At 65.7% G+C, this 17050-nt stretch carries 17 protein-coding genes; 9 read left to right on the top strand and 8 right to left on the bottom strand.

What is annotated here, in order from left to right:
- Nucleotides 1-39 precede the first annotated feature (39 nt).
- Nucleotides 40-1455 (top strand): sensor histidine kinase, encoded by a 1416-nt coding sequence (locus OOB33_RS18100; RefSeq protein ID WP_271009680.1) that lies wholly within the window; start codon nt 40-42, stop codon nt 1453-1455.
- Here the strand turns inward: OOB33_RS18100 and OOB33_RS18095 are convergent.
- Genes OOB33_RS18095 through trpS form a run of 3 tightly spaced genes read right to left on the bottom strand, consistent with a single transcriptional unit; the run spans nt 1421 to nt 4321 of the window.
- Nucleotides 1421-2848: an MATE family efflux transporter gene (locus OOB33_RS18095; RefSeq protein ID WP_271009679.1), complete on the bottom strand. Its 1428-nt coding sequence runs from the start codon at nt 2846-2848 to the stop codon at nt 1421-1423. The genes OOB33_RS18100 and OOB33_RS18095 overlap by 35 nt on opposite strands.
- Nucleotides 2845-3306: a DUF3717 domain-containing protein gene (locus OOB33_RS18090; protein ID WP_102766974.1), complete on the bottom strand. Its 462-nt coding sequence runs from the start codon at nt 3304-3306 to the stop codon at nt 2845-2847. Before OOB33_RS18090 ends, OOB33_RS18095 begins: the two co-directional genes overlap by 4 nt.
- Before the next feature lie 22 nt (nt 3307-3328).
- Nucleotides 3329-4321 carry a tryptophan--tRNA ligase gene (trpS, locus tag OOB33_RS18085; RefSeq protein WP_243392855.1) on the bottom strand — a complete coding sequence of 331 codons (993 nt, stop codon included), beginning with the start codon at nt 4319-4321 and terminating at the stop codon, nt 3329-3331.
- Nucleotides 4322-4440: 119 nt separating this feature from the next.
- On the opposite strand from trpS, the gene purN reads away from it, so the two are divergent.
- Nucleotides 4441-5091 carry a phosphoribosylglycinamide formyltransferase gene (purN, locus tag OOB33_RS18080; protein WP_271009678.1) on the top strand — a complete coding sequence of 217 codons (651 nt, stop codon included), beginning with the start codon at nt 4441-4443 and terminating at the stop codon, nt 5089-5091.
- A gap of 16 nt (nt 5092-5107) precedes the next feature.
- On the opposite strand, the gene OOB33_RS18075 is transcribed toward purN, so the two are convergent.
- Entirely contained in the window at nt 5108-5764 is a 657-nt protein-coding gene (locus OOB33_RS18075; protein WP_271009677.1) for a DUF1345 domain-containing protein, read from the bottom strand.
- Nucleotides 5765-5766: 2 nt separating this feature from the next.
- Complete coding sequence (locus OOB33_RS18070; protein ID WP_271010079.1) at nt 5767-6036, bottom strand: DUF1653 domain-containing protein; 270 nt, start codon at nt 6034-6036, stop codon at nt 5767-5769.
- A gap of 81 nt (nt 6037-6117) precedes the next feature.
- On the opposite strand from OOB33_RS18070, the gene OOB33_RS18065 reads away from it, so the two are divergent.
- The 3 genes from OOB33_RS18065 to OOB33_RS18055 all read left to right on the top strand — a co-directional run bounded on the left by OOB33_RS18065 (nt 6118) and on the right by OOB33_RS18055 (nt 9496).
- Nucleotides 6118-7377 (top strand): RsmB/NOP family class I SAM-dependent RNA methyltransferase, encoded by a 1260-nt coding sequence (locus tag OOB33_RS18065; protein WP_271009676.1) that lies wholly within the window; start codon nt 6118-6120, stop codon nt 7375-7377.
- Nucleotides 7378-7561: 184 nt separating this feature from the next.
- Nucleotides 7562-8782, top strand: a complete 1221-nt coding sequence (locus tag OOB33_RS18060; RefSeq protein ID WP_271009675.1) for a DesA family fatty acid desaturase — start codon at nt 7562-7564, stop codon at nt 8780-8782.
- 201 nt (nt 8783-8983) lie between these two features.
- Nucleotides 8984-9496: a DUF3016 domain-containing protein gene (locus tag OOB33_RS18055; RefSeq protein WP_271009674.1), complete on the top strand. Its 513-nt coding sequence runs from the start codon at nt 8984-8986 to the stop codon at nt 9494-9496.
- A gap of 115 nt (nt 9497-9611) precedes the next feature.
- Here the strand turns inward: OOB33_RS18055 and rpmG are convergent, their stop codons facing one another.
- The 3 genes from rpmG to trxB all read right to left on the bottom strand — a co-directional run bounded on the left by rpmG (nt 9612) and on the right by trxB (nt 11314).
- The gene (rpmG, locus tag OOB33_RS18050) at nt 9612-9779 is read right to left on the bottom strand and encodes a 50S ribosomal protein L33 (RefSeq protein ID WP_102766966.1); all 168 of its coding nucleotides are present in this window, start codon (nt 9777-9779) and stop codon (nt 9612-9614) included.
- 29 nt (nt 9780-9808) lie between these two features.
- A complete protein-coding gene (gene rpmB / locus OOB33_RS18045) occupies nt 9809-10042 on the bottom strand; it encodes a 50S ribosomal protein L28 (RefSeq protein WP_102766965.1) in 234 nt (77 codons plus the stop codon).
- Nucleotides 10043-10354: 312 nt separating this feature from the next.
- Nucleotides 10355-11314, bottom strand: a complete 960-nt coding sequence (gene trxB / locus OOB33_RS18040) for a thioredoxin-disulfide reductase (RefSeq protein ID WP_271009673.1) — start codon at nt 11312-11314, stop codon at nt 10355-10357.
- A 242-nt stretch (nt 11315-11556) separates the two neighbouring features.
- Between trxB and OOB33_RS18035 the strand changes: the two genes are divergently transcribed.
- The 4 genes from OOB33_RS18035 (at nt 11557) to OOB33_RS18020 (ending at nt 16836) form a co-directional block, all read left to right on the top strand.
- Nucleotides 11557-12222 carry a Crp/Fnr family transcriptional regulator gene (locus OOB33_RS18035; RefSeq protein WP_102766963.1) on the top strand — a complete coding sequence of 222 codons (666 nt, stop codon included), beginning with the start codon at nt 11557-11559 and terminating at the stop codon, nt 12220-12222.
- Nucleotides 12223-12324: 102 nt separating this feature from the next.
- Nucleotides 12325-14685 carry a DNA translocase FtsK gene (locus OOB33_RS18030; RefSeq protein ID WP_271009672.1) on the top strand — a complete coding sequence of 787 codons (2361 nt, stop codon included), beginning with the start codon at nt 12325-12327 and terminating at the stop codon, nt 14683-14685.
- A gap of 34 nt (nt 14686-14719) precedes the next feature.
- The gene (lolA, locus tag OOB33_RS18025; protein ID WP_394341020.1) at nt 14720-15340 is read left to right on the top strand and encodes an outer membrane lipoprotein chaperone LolA; all 621 of its coding nucleotides are present in this window, start codon (nt 14720-14722) and stop codon (nt 15338-15340) included.
- A 74-nt stretch (nt 15341-15414) separates the two neighbouring features.
- Complete coding sequence (locus OOB33_RS18020; protein WP_271009671.1) at nt 15415-16836, top strand: replication-associated recombination protein A; 1422 nt, start codon at nt 15415-15417, stop codon at nt 16834-16836.
- The last annotated feature ends 214 nt before the right edge of the window (nt 16837-17050 follow it).

The raw sequence follows: 17050 nt of genomic DNA, 5'->3' as shown, positions 1-17050 counted from the left end.
GTCGGAGTGCTCGCAGCTCGCTGTCGTGCTTGCGTTGGCATGAAATCGCTTTACCTGCGCATCTACCTGACCCTGGTGGTCATCCTGCTGGCCTTTGCCTTTGGTTCGGCCTGGTTGTTCCAGCGCCATATCGAGCAGGAGCGGGGCAATTTTGAAGCCTCGGCCAATGACCGGTTGACGGCCATGGCCGAGCTGATCCACGGCGCGCTTCCGGCCGCCAGTGCACCGCGTGAGGAGCAGGCCGAGGCCTTGCAGGAATGGGGGCAGCGCCTGCATGTGGCGATTGCGCTGCTGGACCGCCAGGGAGAGCGTGTGGCGGCGTCTGAGGAGTTTCTCGATCGCGAGGTCTTTCCCGGCCCGCCGACCATCCGCGTGCCGCTGGAGGACGGGCGCAGCCTGCTGCTGATGCGCGGCGGCTTCCGCTTCGGTCCCGGTGCTCGCATGGGCCCAGGCTTGGGTGGTGGCGGCGGCATGGGCCCCGAGCGGCCCTTCTTCAAGCGCAACGAGGGCCCGCCCGCGCCCTGGAGCTTGCCCTTCCTTGGGCCGCGCCCCAATGGCCAGGTCTTGCTGGTCTTGCTGGTGCTGCTATTTTTCGGCGTGGCCGTGGGGGCCTACCCCGTGGTGCGCCGGCTGACGCGCCGCTTGGAGGGCTTGAAGTCCGGCGTGGAGCAGTTCGGTGCCGGCCAACTGGCCCACCGGGTGGACGAAAGCGGCAAGGATGAAGTGGCGGCCCTGGCCAGCAGCTTCAACCGCGCGGCCACGCAAATCGAAAGCTTGCTGCGCGCCCAGCAGTCCCTGCTGGCCAATGCCAGCCACGAGCTGCGCTCCCCCCTGGCCCGCCTCAAGATGGCCTTTGCCATGCTGGACAACGCCGGGCCGGAGCAGCGCGCCCGCCTGCAAACCGAGATCCACACCAACATCACCGAGCTGGACGCCCTGGTCGAGGAGGTCCTGCTGGCCAGCCGTCTGGACGCGGCGGCGCGCGGCGCCGAGCCCATGGCGCAGACGCCGCTGCAGGTCGATTTGATGGGCCTGGCTGCGGAAGAGGCCGCCCGCACCGGCGCCGAGTTCCAGCCTGCCCCGGGCTTGAGCGAGCTGCTGGTGCATGGCGATGAGCGCCTGCTGCGCCGCGCCCTGCGCAATCTGCTGGAGAATGGCAAGCGCTATGGCGGCTCGGAGGTGCTGCTGGAGCTGTCGCGAGATGCGGCAGGCCGGGCCGAGCTGCGTGTCAGCGATCGCGGCCCGGGCGTGCCCGAGGCCATGCGCGAGCGCATTTTTGAAGCCTTTTTCCGCCTGCCCGGCCATGCCGAGCAAGCCGGCGGTGTGGGCCTGGGCCTGAGCCTGGTGCGCCAGATCGCGCAGCGCCACCACGGCCAGGTGCGCTGCGAAGCGCGGCCCGGTGGCGGCAGCGTGTTTGTGTTCAGCCTTCCTGCTGCGACTTCAGCGTCGAACTGAGGGCGCCGGCCGCCTGCTCGCGTTCTTCCTGCCGGTGCACCCAAGCCAGGAAGGCGCTCAGGCCCAGCGCGGCCAGCACCAAGCCAGCCGTGGCAGCCGACCAGAAGCCCCGCGCACCCTGAAACTCCGCGGGCACAGCCGGACTGTGGCCGAAGGCCAGCCAGTAGCCGCCGCCCAGTCCCACGCCCCAGATCGCCAGGGCGTAAATGACCATGGGCGCGGTGGCGATGTGGTGGGCGCGCAGCACAAAGGCTGCCAGGGTCTGCCCGGCATCGGCCACGTGAAAAAGCCAGACCCAGAGCAGCAAGGGCAGGGCGGCGCCCAGGATGACCGGGTCGCTGGTGTACAGCCCCAGCACCGCTTCGCGCGCAAAAAACACCAGGGCACCGATCAGGAAGGACACGGCCAGGCCGATCTCCAGCCCATGCCAGCCCAGGCGCCGTGCACCGGCCGGGTCATGGGCGCCGACCGATTGCGCCACCAAGGTGCCGGTGGCATTGGCCAGGGCCAGGGGCAGCATGAACATCAGGCTGATCAGATTGACCGCCAGCTGGTGGCCGGCCACCGGCGTGGCGCCCAGGCGGGCGATGAAGATGGCCATGAAGGTGAAGCCGGTGACCTCGATCAGGATGGAACCGCCCATGGGCACGCCCAGCTTGAGCAGGGCTCGGATGTCGGGCCAGTGCGGCGCTTGCAGGCCGCCGCGGCGCAGGCCGAAAGGCTCGTAAAACGGGTCGCGCCGCATCCAGGCAAAGGCGATGGCCGCCTGCGCCCACATGGCGATGGCCGTGGCCAGGCCGCAGCCAAAGGCACCCAGGGCCGGCACCTGCCAGGGGCCGAGCGCAAAGCCTTGAATCAGCAAGAAGCTCAGCGGCAGCTTGAGCAGCAGGCCGCCGACCTGCAAGGCCATCACCGCTTTGGGCCGGGACACCGCCACATTGAAGCCGCGGAAGGCGGTGAAGAACAGCGTGGCCGGCAGGCTGGCGGCCAGGGCTATCAGGTAGTGGCGCACCTTGGCTTCGACCTCGGGGCTGGCCTGTGACACGGCCAGAAAGGGCTCGGGCAGCAGCAGGATCAGGCTGCCCAAGCCCATCAGGCCCAGGCACAGCCACAAGGTCTGATGCAACTGCGCCCCGGCTTCCCGCAGCTGGCCGGCGCCGAACAGGCGGCCGACGATGGGGGAAATGGCCAGCACCACGCCCATCAGGCCGACAAACACCGTGATGTAGATGGCGCTGCCCACGGCCAGCGCGGCCAGATCGACGGCCGAGTAACGGGCCACCAGCACGGTGTCGATGGTGCTGAAGGCCAGCACGGCCAGCTGCCCGACCAGCACCGGCCAGGCCAGCGGCGCGATGCGGCGCAGGCTCTCCAAATGGGCGCGGCCCATCATGTCGGGTCCGCCGGAGTCTGGGGGTCTTGCAGCTGCGGGTGATCGACGCCCTTGAACTCACGCGCCCGCTCGGCATAGCGGTTGAAGCGCCAGGCCGTGCCTTCCTGGGTGATGCGGCGCCAGGTGATGCGTTTCTCGGCCGGAGTCATCACCGGCCAGTGCTGCACCTCGTCAAAGCTGCGACCACAGCCTTTGCACAAGGCATCGCCCTGGCTGGTGGAGCAGATGGCGATGCAGGGCGCATCCGGCGTGCTGTCGTACCAGCGCAGCCAGGCGGCCTTGGCGGCGGCGGGCATGCTGTCCTCATCGCATTCGTGATCGCGGTGGTAGACCAGCAGGCCGTAGACCTCGGCCAGGGCCTGCACCTCGGGGCATGCGCTCAGGCCGTCGGTCGAAGGCTGGCGCTCGCGCCACCAGTTGATGGCAGCCTCGATGTCGGTGATGTGGATGCCGCTCATGGCTGGGCTCACGCGGGCGCGATCAGTAGGCCAGGCCCATGGCCGTGCGGACTTCCCGCAAGGTCTTGCGGGCGACGGCGCGGGCGCGCTCGGTGCCGACTTCGACGATCCATTGCACCTGCTTGGGGTTGGCCAGGTATTCATTGGCCCGCTCGCGCCAGGGCGCTTGCTCTTTCTGGATCGCCTCGATCAAGGGCTTCTTGCAGTCCAGGCAGCCGATGCTGGCCGAGCGGCAGCCCTCGGCCGCCCAGGTGCGGGTGGATTCGTCGCAGTAGAGCTGGTGCAGGGGCCAGACCGGGCAGCGGCTGGGTTCGCCGGCGTCGCTGCGGCGCACACGCTGCGGGTCGGTGGGCATGGTGCGGATCTTCTCGTCCACCACCTCGGGCGCGTCGCGCATGGCCACCGAGTTGTTGTAGCTCTTGCTCATCTTCTGGCCGTCCAGGCCGGGCAGTCGCGCGGTCTCGGTCAGCAGCTCCTGCGGCTCGGGCAGGATGGGCGCGTCCGGGCTGTAGATGCGGTTGAAGCGGCGCGCCACCTCGCGGGTCACTTCCACATGGGCGGTCTGGTCTTCACCGACGGGCACGAAGCCGGCCTTGTAGATCAGGATGTCGGCCGCCTGCAGCAGCGGGTAGCCGAGGAAGCCGTAGGTGGCGCCATCACCCGGGGTGCTGCTGGCGCGTTGCTTCTCGACCGCGTCCTTGTAGCTGGGAATGCGCTCCAGCCAGGAGGTGGGAGTGCTCATGGCCAGCAGGGTGAAGAGCTCGGCGTGCTCGGGCATGCGGCTTTGGATGAAGAGCGTGGCCTTCTCGGGGTCGATGCCGGCGGCCAGCCAGTCGACCACCATGTCGTAGACATTGCGTTCGATGCTGTTGCGGTTCTGCCGGTCCTGGTACTGGGTGGTCAGGGCATGCCAGTCGGCGACGAAGAAGAAACAGTCGTGTGTGCTTTGCAGGCGAACCCAGTTTTTCAGCGCGCCGTGGTAGTGGCCCAGGTGCAGGGCGCCGGTCGGGCGCATGCCCGAGAGCACGCGCGGGCGTGCGGCGGCAGAAGTCGGTTCGGGAGTAGGCAGGGAGCTCATCGGCGGGCCGCAGCAAAGATCAGGTCGGGCATTGTAGGCAGCTACACTGCCGCCCCATGAAACGCATCGTCATCCTGATCTCCGGCCGTGGTTCCAATATGGAGGCCATCGTGCGCGCCTGTGCGGCCGAGGGCTGGCCGGCCCAGATCGCCGCCGTGATCAGCAACAAGCCCGATGCCGCTGGCCTGAATTTTGCGGCCGCGCACGGCATTGCCACGGCCGTGGTCGACCACAAGGCCTTCCGCCAGCCCGGCATGGATGCACAGCAGGCCCGCGAGGCTTTTGATGCCGAATTGCAGCGCGTGATCGATGGTTTTGCGCCCGATCTGGTCGTGCTGGCGGGCTTCATGCGCATCCTGACTCCGGCCTTCACCGCCCACTATGCCGAGCGCATGCTCAACATCCACCCCTCGCTGCTGCCGGCCTTCACCGGCCTGCACACGCATGCGCGGGCCTTGGAGATGGGCTGCAGATTCGTCGGCGCCACCGTGCATTTCGTGACCGCCGAGCTTGACCATGGCGCCATCGTTGCCCAGGCCGTGGCGCCGGTGCTGCCGGGGGATGATGAAGACACCCTGTCGGCCCGCGTGCTCAAGCTCGAGCACCGCATGTATCCGCAGGCGGTGCGCTGGTTTGTCGAAGGCCAGCTGCGCCTGGTCGATGGCCGTGTCGAGCAACTCAGCGGGGCGAGCCAGTCCTTCAGCTGAGCGCGGGGCCGGCCCGTCAGCGGATCATGCCGGCCAGGATGTTGATCAGGAGCGCCAGCACGCCGGTGTTGAACAGGAAGGACAGCAGCGCATGCAGCAGCACCAGGCGCCGCATGGGCCGGGCGCTGACCGCCACATCCGAGGTCTGCGAAGTCGCGGCCAGGGTGACCGCGAAGTACATGAAATCGGTGTAGTCGGGCGGACCGTCCAGGCCGGGAAACTCCAGGCCATGCGGCGCGTTGTCTCGCCCTGTGCTGCGGTGATAGAGGCTGGCATAGGCCAGGGCGAACTCCACCGGCAGCAGCAGCCAGCTGCCCGCCACCGTCAACAAGGCCAGCGCCAGGGTAGCGCCGGGCGGGCCGGCCGGCTGGCTCAGCTCCAGGGTGATGGCGGCCAGGCTGGCCAGGGCGCCGGCCGCGGCCAGCAGCAGCACAGCAGCCACGCCATCGGCTTGGGCCACGCTTTTGCGCTGCACGTGTTCATGGTCGGCCGCCAGCATCATCTGCAGCACGGCCAGCAAATAGAACCAGACGCCGGCATTCCAGCCGCAGAGCAGGCGTGTGCTCAGGCTCCAGTTCGACGGGCAAGCGAGGCCGGCCAACAGACCCAGACCCAGAGCCAGCAGCAGGCGAGGGCGCAGGCGCAGCTGTTGCAGCCAGCGGGGCGGGCGCATGATCAGGGCGCTATGTTGCTGTCGCCGTTGCCGTTGCGGTCTATGGCGCTGAAGCGCGGCGTCAGCACGCCATTCACCTCCAGGCTGCCAAAGAACATGGCATGCGGCCGCACCCAGAGGCCGGTGGCGTTGTAGAGCGGGCGGTAGACCACCAGTGGCTCCAATGTTTCGCTGTGCCGTGCCGTGCCGATCACCTCGTACTCGCCGCCCTTGTAGTGGCGGTAGCGGCCCAGGGGCGTGGCGGGCAGGGGTGGCAGGTCGTCGGCACTCATCTCGGGGTGGCTGGGGGCAGAAGGCAAGGATAAAAGTCAGGGGCAGGCAGGGAAAGCCCGCGGGCCTGGGATAATCGCGCCATGCATCCTAATGCCCTTCTTGAAATGAGCAGCGAGCTTCTGCGCGCTGTGCTCCAGCTGGACTCTCCCGCCGACAGCGTGGTGTCCGCCTTCTTCCGCAAACACAAGGCCCTGGGCCAGCGTGAGCGCCATGCCCTGGCCGAGACCGCGTACACGGTGCTGCGCCAGCGCCCGTTGCTGCAGCATCTGGCCCAGTCGGGCAGCGGCCCGACCGAGCGTCGCCTGGCCATCCTCGGCTGGCAGGGCAATGAAGCCTTTTTGCGCGGCGCCCTGAACACTCAAGAACAGCAATGGCTGGAACAGGTCCGTCAGATCGACAAGACCCAGCTGGCGCCGCGCCTGCGCCACAACCTGCCTGAGTGGCTGGCCCAACCTTTGATGGCCCGCCTCGGCGAGGAACAGTTCTGGTCCTTGGCCGCCAGCATGAACGAGCAGGCCCCGCTGGATCTGCGCGTCAACACCTTGAAGGCCAAGCGCGAAGAAGCGCAGGCCACCTTGACCGCCGCCGGCATCCATGCCGAGCTGACACCGTTCTCGCCCCTGGGCTTGCGCATCCACGGCAAGCCGGCGCTCAACAAGCTGGAGCTGTTCACCAGCGGCGGCATCGAGGTGCAGGACGAAGGCAGCCAGCTGCTGGCCCTGATGCTGGACGCCAAGCGCAGCGAGATGGTGGTGGACTTCTGCGCCGGCGCCGGCGGCAAGACCCTGGCTCTGGGTGCGTCCATGCGCAATACCGGCCGGCTCTATGCCTTCGACACCTCGGGCCATCGCCTGGCCTCGCTGAAGCCGCGCCTGGCGCGCAGCGGCCTGTCCAACATCTACCCGACGCAGATTGCCCATGAGCGCGATGAGCGCATCAAGCGCCTGTCCGGCAAGATCGATCGCGTGCTGGTCGATGCGCCGTGCTCGGGCCTGGGCACCTTGCGCCGCAACCCCGATCTGAAATGGCGCCAGTCGCTGCATGCCGTGCAGGAACTGCAGGCCAAGCAGACGGCCATCCTGGCCAGTGCCGCGCGCCTGCTGAAATCGGGCGGCCGCCTGGTGTACGCCACCTGCAGCCTGCTCGATGCCGAGAACGAGGCAATTGCCGAAGCCTTCTCGGCCGCGCATCCGCAGTTCAAGAAGCTCGATGCTGCCGAAGTCCTCAGCCGTGCCCATGTGGCCGACGCCGAGCGCCTGGTGGAGAACGGCTATCTGCGCCTGTGGCCGCACCAGCACCAGACGGATGGCTTCTTCGCTGCCGTCTGGGAAAAGCAGTGACACCCCATCGCCCGTCTGGCGCGTCCTGAAGGTTCGCCGGCCTGTGCTTTGCACGCGGCCGGGCAGGATTCACGCGCGCTTGACCTGGCGCAGTGTTTTGCCCCCTTGTTTTTGGAGTCGTGCGCCTACAATTCGCCGACTCGAATCCGTCTAGCCGCCCGATCCCGGGCAGGATGAGGAAGCCATGAATTTCTTGATGTCGGTACATGATGCGCTGGTCCAGTGGTTGGCGCATGGCCTGCTGGAGGCCAGTGCGTGGCAGATCGTGGCGTTCACGCTCGTCATCACCCACTTCACCATCCTGTCGGTCACCATTTTTCTGCACCGTGCGCAGGCGCACCGCTCGCTGGATCTGGGGCCGATTCCCTCGCATTTCTTCCGCGCCGTGCTGTGGCTGACCACCGGCATGGTGACCAAGGAATTCGTGGCCGTGCACCGCAAGCACCACGCCAAATGCGAGACCGAGGACGACCCGCACAGCCCGCAGACACGCGGTCTGAAGGCCTTGCTGCTGACCGGCGTGGAGCTCTACCGCGCCGAGGCCAAGAACCCCGAGACCATCGCCAAGTACGGCCTGGGCACGCCCAATGACTGGATCGAGCGCAACCTCTACACCCGCTTCTCCTGGCAGGGCGTGGGCCTGATGCTGATCATCAACCTGGCCCTGTTCGGCGCCATCGGTGCCACGGTCTGGGCCATCCAGATGGTCTGGATTCCGGTTTGGGCGACCGGTGTGATCAATGGCATTGGTCACTACTGGGGCTATCGCAATTTCGAAGCACCCGATGCATCCACCAATGTCTCCCCCTGGGGCATCCTGATCGGCGGCGAAGAGCTGCACAACAACCACCACACCTACCCGACCTCGGCCAAGTTCTCGGTCAAGCCCTTCGAGTTCGACATCGGCTGGGGCTACATCCGCGCTTTCGAAATGCTGGGTTGGGCCAAGGTCCGCAAGACGGCGCCCAAGCTGCGCCATGGCGACATCAAGCCGGCCGACAAGGACACGCTGGAAGCCATCATCACCAACCGCTACGAGGTGATGTCCAAGTACGGCCGCGGCCTCAAGGCGGCCTGTGCGGCTGAGCTGGCGCGACTCAAGGCCCAGGGCCAGGAGCACAGCGCGCAGTGGGCGCAGTTCAAGCTGGCCAAGCGTTGGTCGCACCGCGATGAGGTCAACATCCCGGATCGCCTGTTGACCGAGATTGCCAACGCCCGCGCGGCCAGTCCCACCCTGGACAAGCTGCTGACCATGCGCGAAGAACTGCGCCAGCTCTGGACCCGCACCAATGTCTCGGCCGAACAGCTGGTGGCAGACCTGCAAGCCTGGTGCCGCCGTGCCGAAGAAAGCGGCATTGCCGAGTTGCGCAATTTCTCCATGAGCTTGCGCATGGCGCGCGCCTGAGGCTCGGTTTCAATCGTTGTGTCGTTCCTGCTGTGGCCAAGGAATCAGTGCAGTTTGACCGTTTGTGACGATTGGGTGTGACTGCGGTGACCGCAGGTAAGGCTGAGGTAAAAGGGCGCTCCGAGGGGCGCCTTTTTACGTCTGGGGACTAGACTCAAGTCATTGCAACGGAGCAATCCACCCCACACAAGGAGAGTCACCATGAGCATGAACAAGACAAGTCTTCTCCGCGCCGCTGCCCTGGCGCTGGCTTTGGGCGCTTCGGCCTCGTTGGCCCTGGCTGATGTGCAGGTTCGCTTCATCGAGCCGGACAAGTTCACCGACGCCAGCAGTGATTTCGGCCGCCGCGACCAGGAGCCGGTTCTGAAGGAGCTCAAGGCCCATTTGGAGAAGTTGGGCGCGCAGTTGCCGGGCAAGGACTTGACGGTGGAGATCAGCAATGTCGACCTGGCCGGCGGCTGGGAGCCGGTCGGGCGCCGCATGGACATGATCCGCGTGCTGCGTGGCGTCAGTTCGCCCTCGATCGAGCTCAGTTTCAGTCTGAGCGAAAACGGCAAGGTTTTGCAAAGCGGCAAGACCCGTCTGCATGACCTGAACTACATGGTCGGCATGAACCGCTACAACGAAAGCGACCCGATCCGCTACGAGCGCCGTCTGCTGGACGACTGGTTCCGCGAGGAGTTCAAGACCACCTTGGCTGCGGCGAAGAACTGAGGCCAAGCCCCGCTCGGCCACCACGGCCGAGCGCCCATGAAAAAACCCCGCCGGCTTGCGCCTTGCGGGGTTTTTTATGGAAGACCCACACCGAAGGCGTGGGCTCCAAGCCGAATCACTTCAGCTTGGTTTCCTTGTACAGAACGTGCTTACGAGCCTTGGGATCGAACTTCATGAATTCGAGCTTGTTGGTCGTGGTCTTCTTGTTCTTGTCGGTCGTGTAGAAGTGACCCGTACCTGCGGTCGACTCCAGCTTGATCTTTTCGCGTGCGCCTTTGGCCATGATGATGCTCCTTGATTCTCAGTTCTAGATCAGAGCTCGCCCTTGGCGCGCAGATCGGCGACGACTTGGTCGATACCGACCTTGTCAATCAAACGCAGAGCAGCATTGCTGATACGCAGACGAACCCAGCGGTTCTCGGTTTCCAGGAAGAAACGGCGGTACTGCAGATTCGGCAGGAAGCGACGCTTCGTTTTGTTGTTGGCGTGAGAAACATTGTTTCCCACCATGGGCTTCTTGCCCGTGACTTGACAGACGCGTGCCATGACGCTTCTCCGGTTTGATTTTTTTGACCAGCCATCTCTGCTGAGATTTCTGCTGAGTTCATTCAGCAGTTCGCATCTGCAAACTTGAGACGGCCACATGACCGCGATATGCCTGCCAAACCTGTTCAAGCGCACCGGGTTTGCACCTTGGCGGCACTTGTCTGGGCGCGGTCCATCCAGCAAGCAAGCCTAAGAGTATAGCCGAAAACGAAAAGGCACGCCAGATTGGGCGTGCCAGGGTATCGCGATGCCCGGCATCGCAGGGGCCTGTGATGTCGGGTGGGTGAGGCGTCGCGTGTGCGCGGGCCTCGATCAGCCGCGCTCTTGCTCCAGAAAGCGCTGGGCGTCCAGGGCGGCCATGCAGCCGGTGCCAGCGCTGGTGATGGCCTGGCGGTAGATGTGGTCCTGCACATCACCGGCGGCGAACACGCCGGGCACGCTGGTCATGGTGGCGAAGCCATTCAGGCCGCTGCGCGTGACGATGTAGCCGTCCTTCATCTCCAGTTGATCCTTGAAGATCTCGGTGTTGGGCTGGTGGCCGATGGCGATGAAGCAGCCTTGCAGGGCCAGGTCTTGCGTGCCGCCGTCCTGGGTGCTCTTGATGCGCACGCCGGTCACGCCGCTCTGGTCACCCAGCACCTCGTCCAGGGTGTTCCACAGGTGCAGCACCACATTGCCGGACTCGGCCTTGGCCATCAGTTTGTCGATCAGGATGGGCTCGGCACGGAATTTGTCGCGGCGGTGGATCACATGGACCTTGCTGGCGATATTGCTCAGGTACAGCGCTTCCTCGACGGCGGTGTTGCCGCCGCCGACCACGCAGACTTCCTGGCCGCGATAGAAGAAGCCGTCACAGGTAGCGCAGGCGCTGACGCCGCGGCCTGCAAAGGCTTCTTCCGAGGGCAGGCCCAGATACTTGGCCGAGGCGCCGGTGGCGATGATCAGGGCGTCGCAGGTGTAGGTGGCGCTGTCGCCCTTGAGGGTGAAGGGGCGCTTGGAGAAATCAACCGCGTTGATGTGGTCGAAGACGATCTGGGTCTGGAAGCGCTCGGCGTGCTTCTGGAACCGCTCCATCAGCTCGGGGCCTTGCACACCCATCACATCGGCCGGCCAGTTGTCGACTTCGGTCGTGGTCATCAGCTGGCCGCCTTGCGCCATGCCGGTCAGCAGGGTGGGGTTCAGATTGGCGCGCGAGGCGTAGATGGCCGCGGTGTAACCGGCCGGGCCGGAGCCCAGGATCAGCAGCGAATGGTGTTGGGTGTTTGCGTTCATGGGGACTCAGATGGGGCGGTTGGGCGGTTTCGCAAGCGCCGGGCGCTGTCGAATCCGCGGGGACGGAGGGAGCCGCTGTGCTCGGGAGCTGGTCTCTGTTGTACAGACGGTAATGGCCGGTTTTCCCCGCCTAAACCCTGTTTGAAATATGGGGCAGGTGGGCACAATCCCGAGCATTCTAGGCATGTCACGACGACAGCGACGGCGTGCCAAATTCAGGCTTAAACCAAAGGAGGCTGTTCATGGCGATGTTGTCCAATCTGGATCTGATCCGCAGGGTGCCCTTGTTTTCCTTGCTCACCACCGACCAGGCGCAGTCGATTGCTGACAGCGTGGTCAAGCGGCGCTTCAAGCGCGGCGAACTGATCGTCGAGCAGGGCACCAAGTCCAATGCCTTGTTCATCCTGCTGAACGGCCGCGCCCGCGTGCTGACGGCCGATACCCGCGGCCGCGAGGTCATCCTGGCCGTGCTGCAGCCCGGCGATTACGTCGGCGAAATGAGCCTGATCGACCACGAGCCTCACTCGGCCACCGTGCGCGCCGAGGTGCAGACCGACATGCTGGTGCTGGGCCGCAACGAGTTCGCACGCTGCCTGCCAGAGAGCAGCAGCCTGTCCTACGCCATCCTGCGCGGTCTGGTGGCGCGCCTGCGCAATGCCGACCGCCAGATCGAATCCCTGGCCCTGCTGGATGTCTACGGCCGTGTGGCGCGCACGTTGTTGGACATGTCCGAAGAAGAGAAGGGCCTGAAGATCATCCGCGGCAAGGTGTCGCGCCAGGACATGGCCAAGGTGGTGGGCGCTTCGCGTGAGATGGTCAGCCGGGTCATGAAGGACCTGGAAGAGCGCGGCGTCATCGAAACCCTGGAAAACGGCTCGGTGGTGATCAAGGAACGCCTGCCCAGCTGAGCCCTTGGCTCTCTGAAGCAGCGGCCCGTGTGAACGAGTCCAACAGCGGCCCGTATGAATGGGCAGGGCGGCAGGCCCTGAAACCTGCGCCACAATGGCGGCATGAGTTTTCCGCTGGGTTCCCTCTCGCGTGACGACGAGGTCGGCACGCCCGACAAAGTCTACAAACGCCAATCCAAGAAGGCGGCCCCGCCGCCTCCGCCCCGCCACAACCCCCTGCGCACGCCGGTCTGGCTGCTGCTGAGCGGCGCCGTTTGGTGCCTGGTGGTGCTGGCCCTGGTCAGCCATGACCGCGCCGATGCGGCGTTTTCCATCTCCGGCCAACACGCGCTCTACGGCAATCGCATGGGCGCCGTCGGCGCTTGGGTGGCCGATCTGCTGCTGTTCAGCTTTGGTTTCTCGGCCTGGTGGCTCTTGATCGTGGGCTTGCGTGTCTGGCTGGGGCAACTGGCCGACCTGCTGCGGGCCGACAGCCCGCCAGCACCCGGCAGCCGCCGCCCGCTGCTGCTTTGGCTGTTGGGCCTGGTGCTTTTGCTCTGCGCCAGCTCGGCCCTGGAGTGGACCCGGCTCTATTCCTGGGAAACCCGCTTGCCTGGCCATGCCGGCGGCGTGCTCGGTTACTCGCTCGGCCCCTGGAGCATGAAAGTGCTGGGCTTTGCGGGTTCGGGCGTGGTCTGGATCAGCGTGTTGCTGCTGGGCGCCGGCCTGGCACTAAAGTTCTCCTGGGCGCATCTGGCCGAACAGCTCGGGGCGCGCCTGGACCAGTGGCGCGAGCAGCGCCTGGAGCGGCGTGAGAAGGCCGAAGACCAGCGTGTTGGTGAGCAGGCTGCGCAGGAGCGCGAACTGGTGGTCGAGGTCGAGCGCCAGGTGGTGGAGGAAACTCACATCCCCATCGTCATCGAAGCGCCGGTGATGGAGGTGCCCAAGTCCACCCGCGTGGCCAAGGAGCGTCAGACCACTTTGTTCGCTGACGCCAGCGACACCAAGCTGCCCCAGGTCGACCTGCTGGACACGGCGCCGGTGCAGGTGGTCTCGGTCACGCCCGAGTCGCTGGAAATGACCTCGCGCATGATCGAGAAGAAGCTGCGCGATTTTGGCGTCGAGGTGCGTGTGGTCGCGGCCTCGCCCGGCCCGGTGATCACCCGCTACGAGATCGAGCCGGCCACGGGGGTCAAGGGCTCGCAAATCGTTGGCCTGGCCAAGGATCTGGCGCGTTCGCTGAGTCTGGTGTCCATCCGCGTGGTCGAGACCATTCCGGGCAAGAACTTCATGGCTCTGGAGCTGCCCAATGCGCGGCGCCAGACCATTCGCTTGTCCGAGATTCTGGGCTCCCAGGTCTATGCCGATGCCAGCTCGCAGCTGACCATGGGCCTGGGCAAGGACATCGTCGGCCTGCCCGTGGTGGCCGACCTGGCCAAGATGCCGCACTGCCTGGTGGCCGGTACCACCGGTTCGGGCAAGTCGGTCGGCATCAACGCCATGATCCTGTCCTTGCTCTACAAGGCCGAGGCGCGCGATGTGCGCCTGATCCTGATCGACCCCAAGATGCTGGAAATGAGCGTCTACGAAGGCATCCCGCATCTGCTGGCGCCCGTGGTGACGGACATGAAGCAGGCCAGCAACGCGCTCAACTGGTGCGTGGGCGAGATGGAGCGCCGCTACAAGCTCATGAGCAAGATGGGCGTGCGCAATCTGGCCGGCTACAACAAGAAGATCGACGAAGCCACCGAGCGCGGCGAGAAGATCGGCAATCCCTTCAGCCTCACGCCCGAGGAGCCGGAGCCGCTGGAGCGTTTGCCCTTCATCGTCGTCGTCATCGACGAGTTGGCCGACCTGATGATGGTGGTCGGCAAGAAGATCGAAGAGCTGATCGCCCGCTTGGCGCAAAAGGCCCGCGCGGCCGGCATCCACCTGATTCTGGCCACACAGCGGCCTTCGGTCGATGTGATCACCGGCCTGATCAAGGCCAATATCCCGACCCGGCTGTCCTTCCAGGTCAGCTCCAAGATCGACAGCCGCACCATCCTCGACCAGATGGGTGCCGAGGCCTTGCTGGGCATGGGTGACATGCTTTACATGCCTTCGGGCACCGGCTTGCCAATTCGTGTGCACGGCGCCTTTGTCAGTGATGAGGAAGTGCACCGCGTGGTCGAGTACCTCAAGAGCCAGGGCGAGCCCAATTACATCGAGGGCATCCTCGAGGGCGGCGTGCTGGAAGGCGAGGGCGGCGAAGCCGGCGGCGGCGCGGCCGGCGGTGACGGCGAGGCCGATCCCATGTACGACCAGGCCGTGGCCGTGGTGCTGCAGCACCGGCGCGCCTCCATCTCGCTGGTGCAGCGCCATCTGCGCATCGGCTACAACCGTGCCGCGCGTTTGCTGGAGCAGATGGAAAAGTCGGGCCTGGTGTCCAGCATGGCCACCAATGGCAACCGCGACCTGATCGTGCCCAAGCGCGACGAATGAGCCCCGCGACCCCTCTCCGCACAGGACCCCAACCATGATGACGATGAAGAGCCGTGCCGTGCTGGCCGCGGTGTTGCTGACCCTGGCTTCTGTGGCTCGTGCCGACGCGGTGAGCGCGCTGCGCGATTTCGCCCGCGAGGTGAAAAGCGCCAGTGCCCAGTTCAAGCAGACCGTCAACTCGCCCGATGGCAAGCGCAGCAAGAGCTCGCAAGGCAGCTTTGAGTTTCAGCGGCCCAATCAGTTCCGCTTTGCCTACAGCAAGCCTTTCGAGCAACTGATCGTTGGCGATGGCCAGAAGGTCTGGATCTTTGACCCCGACCTGAATCAAGCCAGCTCCCGCCGCATGAACCAGGCCCTGGGCGCCACACCGGCGGCTTTGCTGGCGGGTGGCAATCTGGAGCGTGATTTCACGCTCAAGGCCCTGCCGTCCGAAGGCGGGCTCGATTGGGTGCAAGCCCTGCCGCGCCAGGCCGACGGTGGCTTCCAGTCGCTGAAGATTGGTTTCAAGGGTCGCGATCTGGCGGCGCTCGAGATCGTCGATGGTTTCGGCCAGCGTTCGCGCCTGGATTTCAGCGGCCTGGCGGTCAACGCCAGCCTGCCGGCGGACCGCTTCCGCTTTGTGTTGCCGGCCGGGGCCGATCTGGTCGAGCAGTGAGGCCGGGCTTCACGCCCCCGCCCACAGCTTCTTGAGTCCTTGGCGAAGATGAGAAAGTGCCCCGCATGGCGGCCATGAGTGATTCCCTGTTTCCCGAAGACGAGCTGCCCGCTGTGCTGCCCAGCCGCAGCGCGGGGTCTTCTGCCGCCCCTGCCGCCTCTGCTGCCTCGCCCGTGTTCGGTCAGGCCTCCTTGCATCCGCCCCTGGCCGAGCGCCTGCGGCCCAATTCGCTCGACGAGGTGATCGGCCAGCGTCAATTGCTGGGCCCCGGCATGCCGCTGCGCACCGCCTTCGAGTCGGGTCGGCTGCATTCCATGATCCTCTGGGGCCCGCCGGGCGTGGGCAAGACCACGCTGGCGCGCTTGATGGCCCTGTCTTTCGAGGCGCAGTTCATCACCATCTCGGCGGTGCTGGGCGGGGTCAAGGACATCCGCGAGGCGGTCGAGCGCGCGCAAAGCGTCGCCGCCCAGGGGCGGCGCACCGTGGTGTTCGTGGACGAAGTCCATCGCTTCAACAAGTCGCAGCAGGATGCCTTCCTGCCGCATGTGGAGTCGGGCCTGTTCACCTTCATCGGCGCCACCACCGAGAACCCGTCTTTCGAAGTCAACTCGGCGCTGTTGTCGCGCGCCACCGTCCATGTGCTCAAGTCGCTGGACGAGCAGGATCTGCTCGATCTGGTGCGGCGCGGCGCCGAGCTGCTGGCCTGCCCGCCGGTGACGGAAGGCGCGGCCAAGCGCCTGGCGGCCTATGCCGACGGCGATGCGCGCCGCCTGCTCAACGCTCTAGAGGCCGTGGCCTCGCTGACCCCGCCAGGTGTGGCGCAGATCGACGAGGCCGTGCTCGAGCGCGCGCTGGGCGAGCAACTCCGCCGTTATGACAAGGGCGGTGAGCAGTTCTACGATGTGATTTCGGCCCTGCACAAATCAGTGCGTGGCTCTGACCCTGATGCCGCGCTCTACTGGCTGGCTCGCATGCTCGACGGCGGTGTCGATGCGCGCTACATCTCGCGCCGCCTGATCCGCATGGCCAGCGAGGACATCGGCCTGGCCGATCCGCGCGCGCTGCGCATCTGTCTGGATGCGGCCGAAACCTACGAGCGATTGGGTTCGCCCGAGGGCGAATTGACGCTGGCACAGGCGGTGGTGTTCCTGGCGGTGGCGCCCAAGTCCAATGCCGTTTACAGCGCTTACAAGGCGGTGAGGGCGTTTGTGAAGAGCGATGCCAGCCGCCCCGTGCCCCTGCATCTGCGCAATGCGCCAACCAAGCTGATGAGCGAGCTGGGCTATGGGCGCGAGTACCGCTACGCGCATGACGAGCCGGGCGGCTTTGCGGCCGGCGTGCACTACCTGCCTGAGGGCATGGAAGATCAGCGCTTTTACGAGCCGGTGAACCGTGGCCTGGAGCTGCGCATCGGGGACCGTTTGGCCGAGTTGCGCCGTCTCAATGCCGAGGCGCGCGAGGGTGAATCGGGCTCGGCGAGCGAGCCCCGGGATTAGGCGCTCAAATCGAGGTCTTGGGGACTCTCTGCGCTAGGGGTATTTACCAGCGAAACCCCTTGGAACCCGACTCCTACAATGAAGCTCAGGCTGCAGGACTTGATGGCCACGTGGGCCCGCCGACATTGCGGCGGGCTTTTTTTTATCTGCTCAAAGTTCAGCACAACGATTGGGCGGGAACGCGCAAGACGCTGACCGCCATACCGGAGACGCT

The organism is Paucibacter sp. B51 (assembly GCF_027863535.1).
Taxonomy (GTDB): Bacteria; Pseudomonadota; Gammaproteobacteria; order Burkholderiales; family Burkholderiaceae_C; genus Paucibacter_A; species Paucibacter_A aquatilis.
The sequence above is the reverse complement of the archived record's forward strand: the minus strand, read 5'-3'. Positions and strand labels throughout refer to the sequence as shown.

What these genes read in the sequence shown, in the direction of transcription:
- OOB33_RS18100 (WP_271009680.1), top strand. Translation starts at nt 40, where the DNA reads ATGAAATCGCTTTACCTGCGCATCTACCTGACCCTGGTGGTCATCCTG.
- OOB33_RS18095 (WP_271009679.1), bottom strand. Translation starts at nt 2,848, where the DNA reads ATGATGGGCCGCGCCCATTTGGAGAGCCTGCGCCGCATCGCGCCGCTG.
- OOB33_RS18090 (WP_102766974.1), bottom strand. Translation starts at nt 3,306, where the DNA reads ATGAGCGGCATCCACATCACCGACATCGAGGCTGCCATCAACTGGTGG.
- trpS (WP_243392855.1), bottom strand. Translation starts at nt 4,321, where the DNA reads ATGCGCCCGACCGGCGCCCTGCACCTGGGCCACTACCACGGCGCGCTG.
- purN (WP_271009678.1), top strand. Translation starts at nt 4,441, where the DNA reads ATGAAACGCATCGTCATCCTGATCTCCGGCCGTGGTTCCAATATGGAG.
- OOB33_RS18075 (WP_271009677.1), bottom strand. Translation starts at nt 5,764, where the DNA reads ATGCGCCCGCCCCGCTGGCTGCAACAGCTGCGCCTGCGCCCTCGCCTG.
- OOB33_RS18070 (WP_271010079.1), bottom strand. Translation starts at nt 6,036, where the DNA reads ATGAGTGCCGACGACCTGCCACCCCTGCCCGCCACGCCCCTGGGCCGC.
- OOB33_RS18065 (WP_271009676.1), top strand. Translation starts at nt 6,118, where the DNA reads ATGCATCCTAATGCCCTTCTTGAAATGAGCAGCGAGCTTCTGCGCGCT.
- OOB33_RS18060 (WP_271009675.1), top strand. Translation starts at nt 7,562, where the DNA reads ATGAATTTCTTGATGTCGGTACATGATGCGCTGGTCCAGTGGTTGGCG.
- OOB33_RS18055 (WP_271009674.1), top strand. Translation starts at nt 8,984, where the DNA reads ATGAGCATGAACAAGACAAGTCTTCTCCGCGCCGCTGCCCTGGCGCTG.
- rpmG (WP_102766966.1), bottom strand. Translation starts at nt 9,779, where the DNA reads ATGGCCAAAGGCGCACGCGAAAAGATCAAGCTGGAGTCGACCGCAGGT.
- rpmB (WP_102766965.1), bottom strand. Translation starts at nt 10,042, where the DNA reads ATGGCACGCGTCTGTCAAGTCACGGGCAAGAAGCCCATGGTGGGAAAC.
- trxB (WP_271009673.1), bottom strand. Translation starts at nt 11,314, where the DNA reads ATGAACGCAAACACCCAACACCATTCGCTGCTGATCCTGGGCTCCGGC.
- OOB33_RS18035 (WP_102766963.1), top strand. Translation starts at nt 11,557, where the DNA reads ATGGCGATGTTGTCCAATCTGGATCTGATCCGCAGGGTGCCCTTGTTT.
- OOB33_RS18030 (WP_271009672.1), top strand. Translation starts at nt 12,325, where the DNA reads ATGAGTTTTCCGCTGGGTTCCCTCTCGCGTGACGACGAGGTCGGCACG.
- lolA (WP_394341020.1), top strand. Translation starts at nt 14,720, where the DNA reads ATGATGACGATGAAGAGCCGTGCCGTGCTGGCCGCGGTGTTGCTGACC.
- OOB33_RS18020 (WP_271009671.1), top strand. Translation starts at nt 15,415, where the DNA reads ATGAGTGATTCCCTGTTTCCCGAAGACGAGCTGCCCGCTGTGCTGCCC.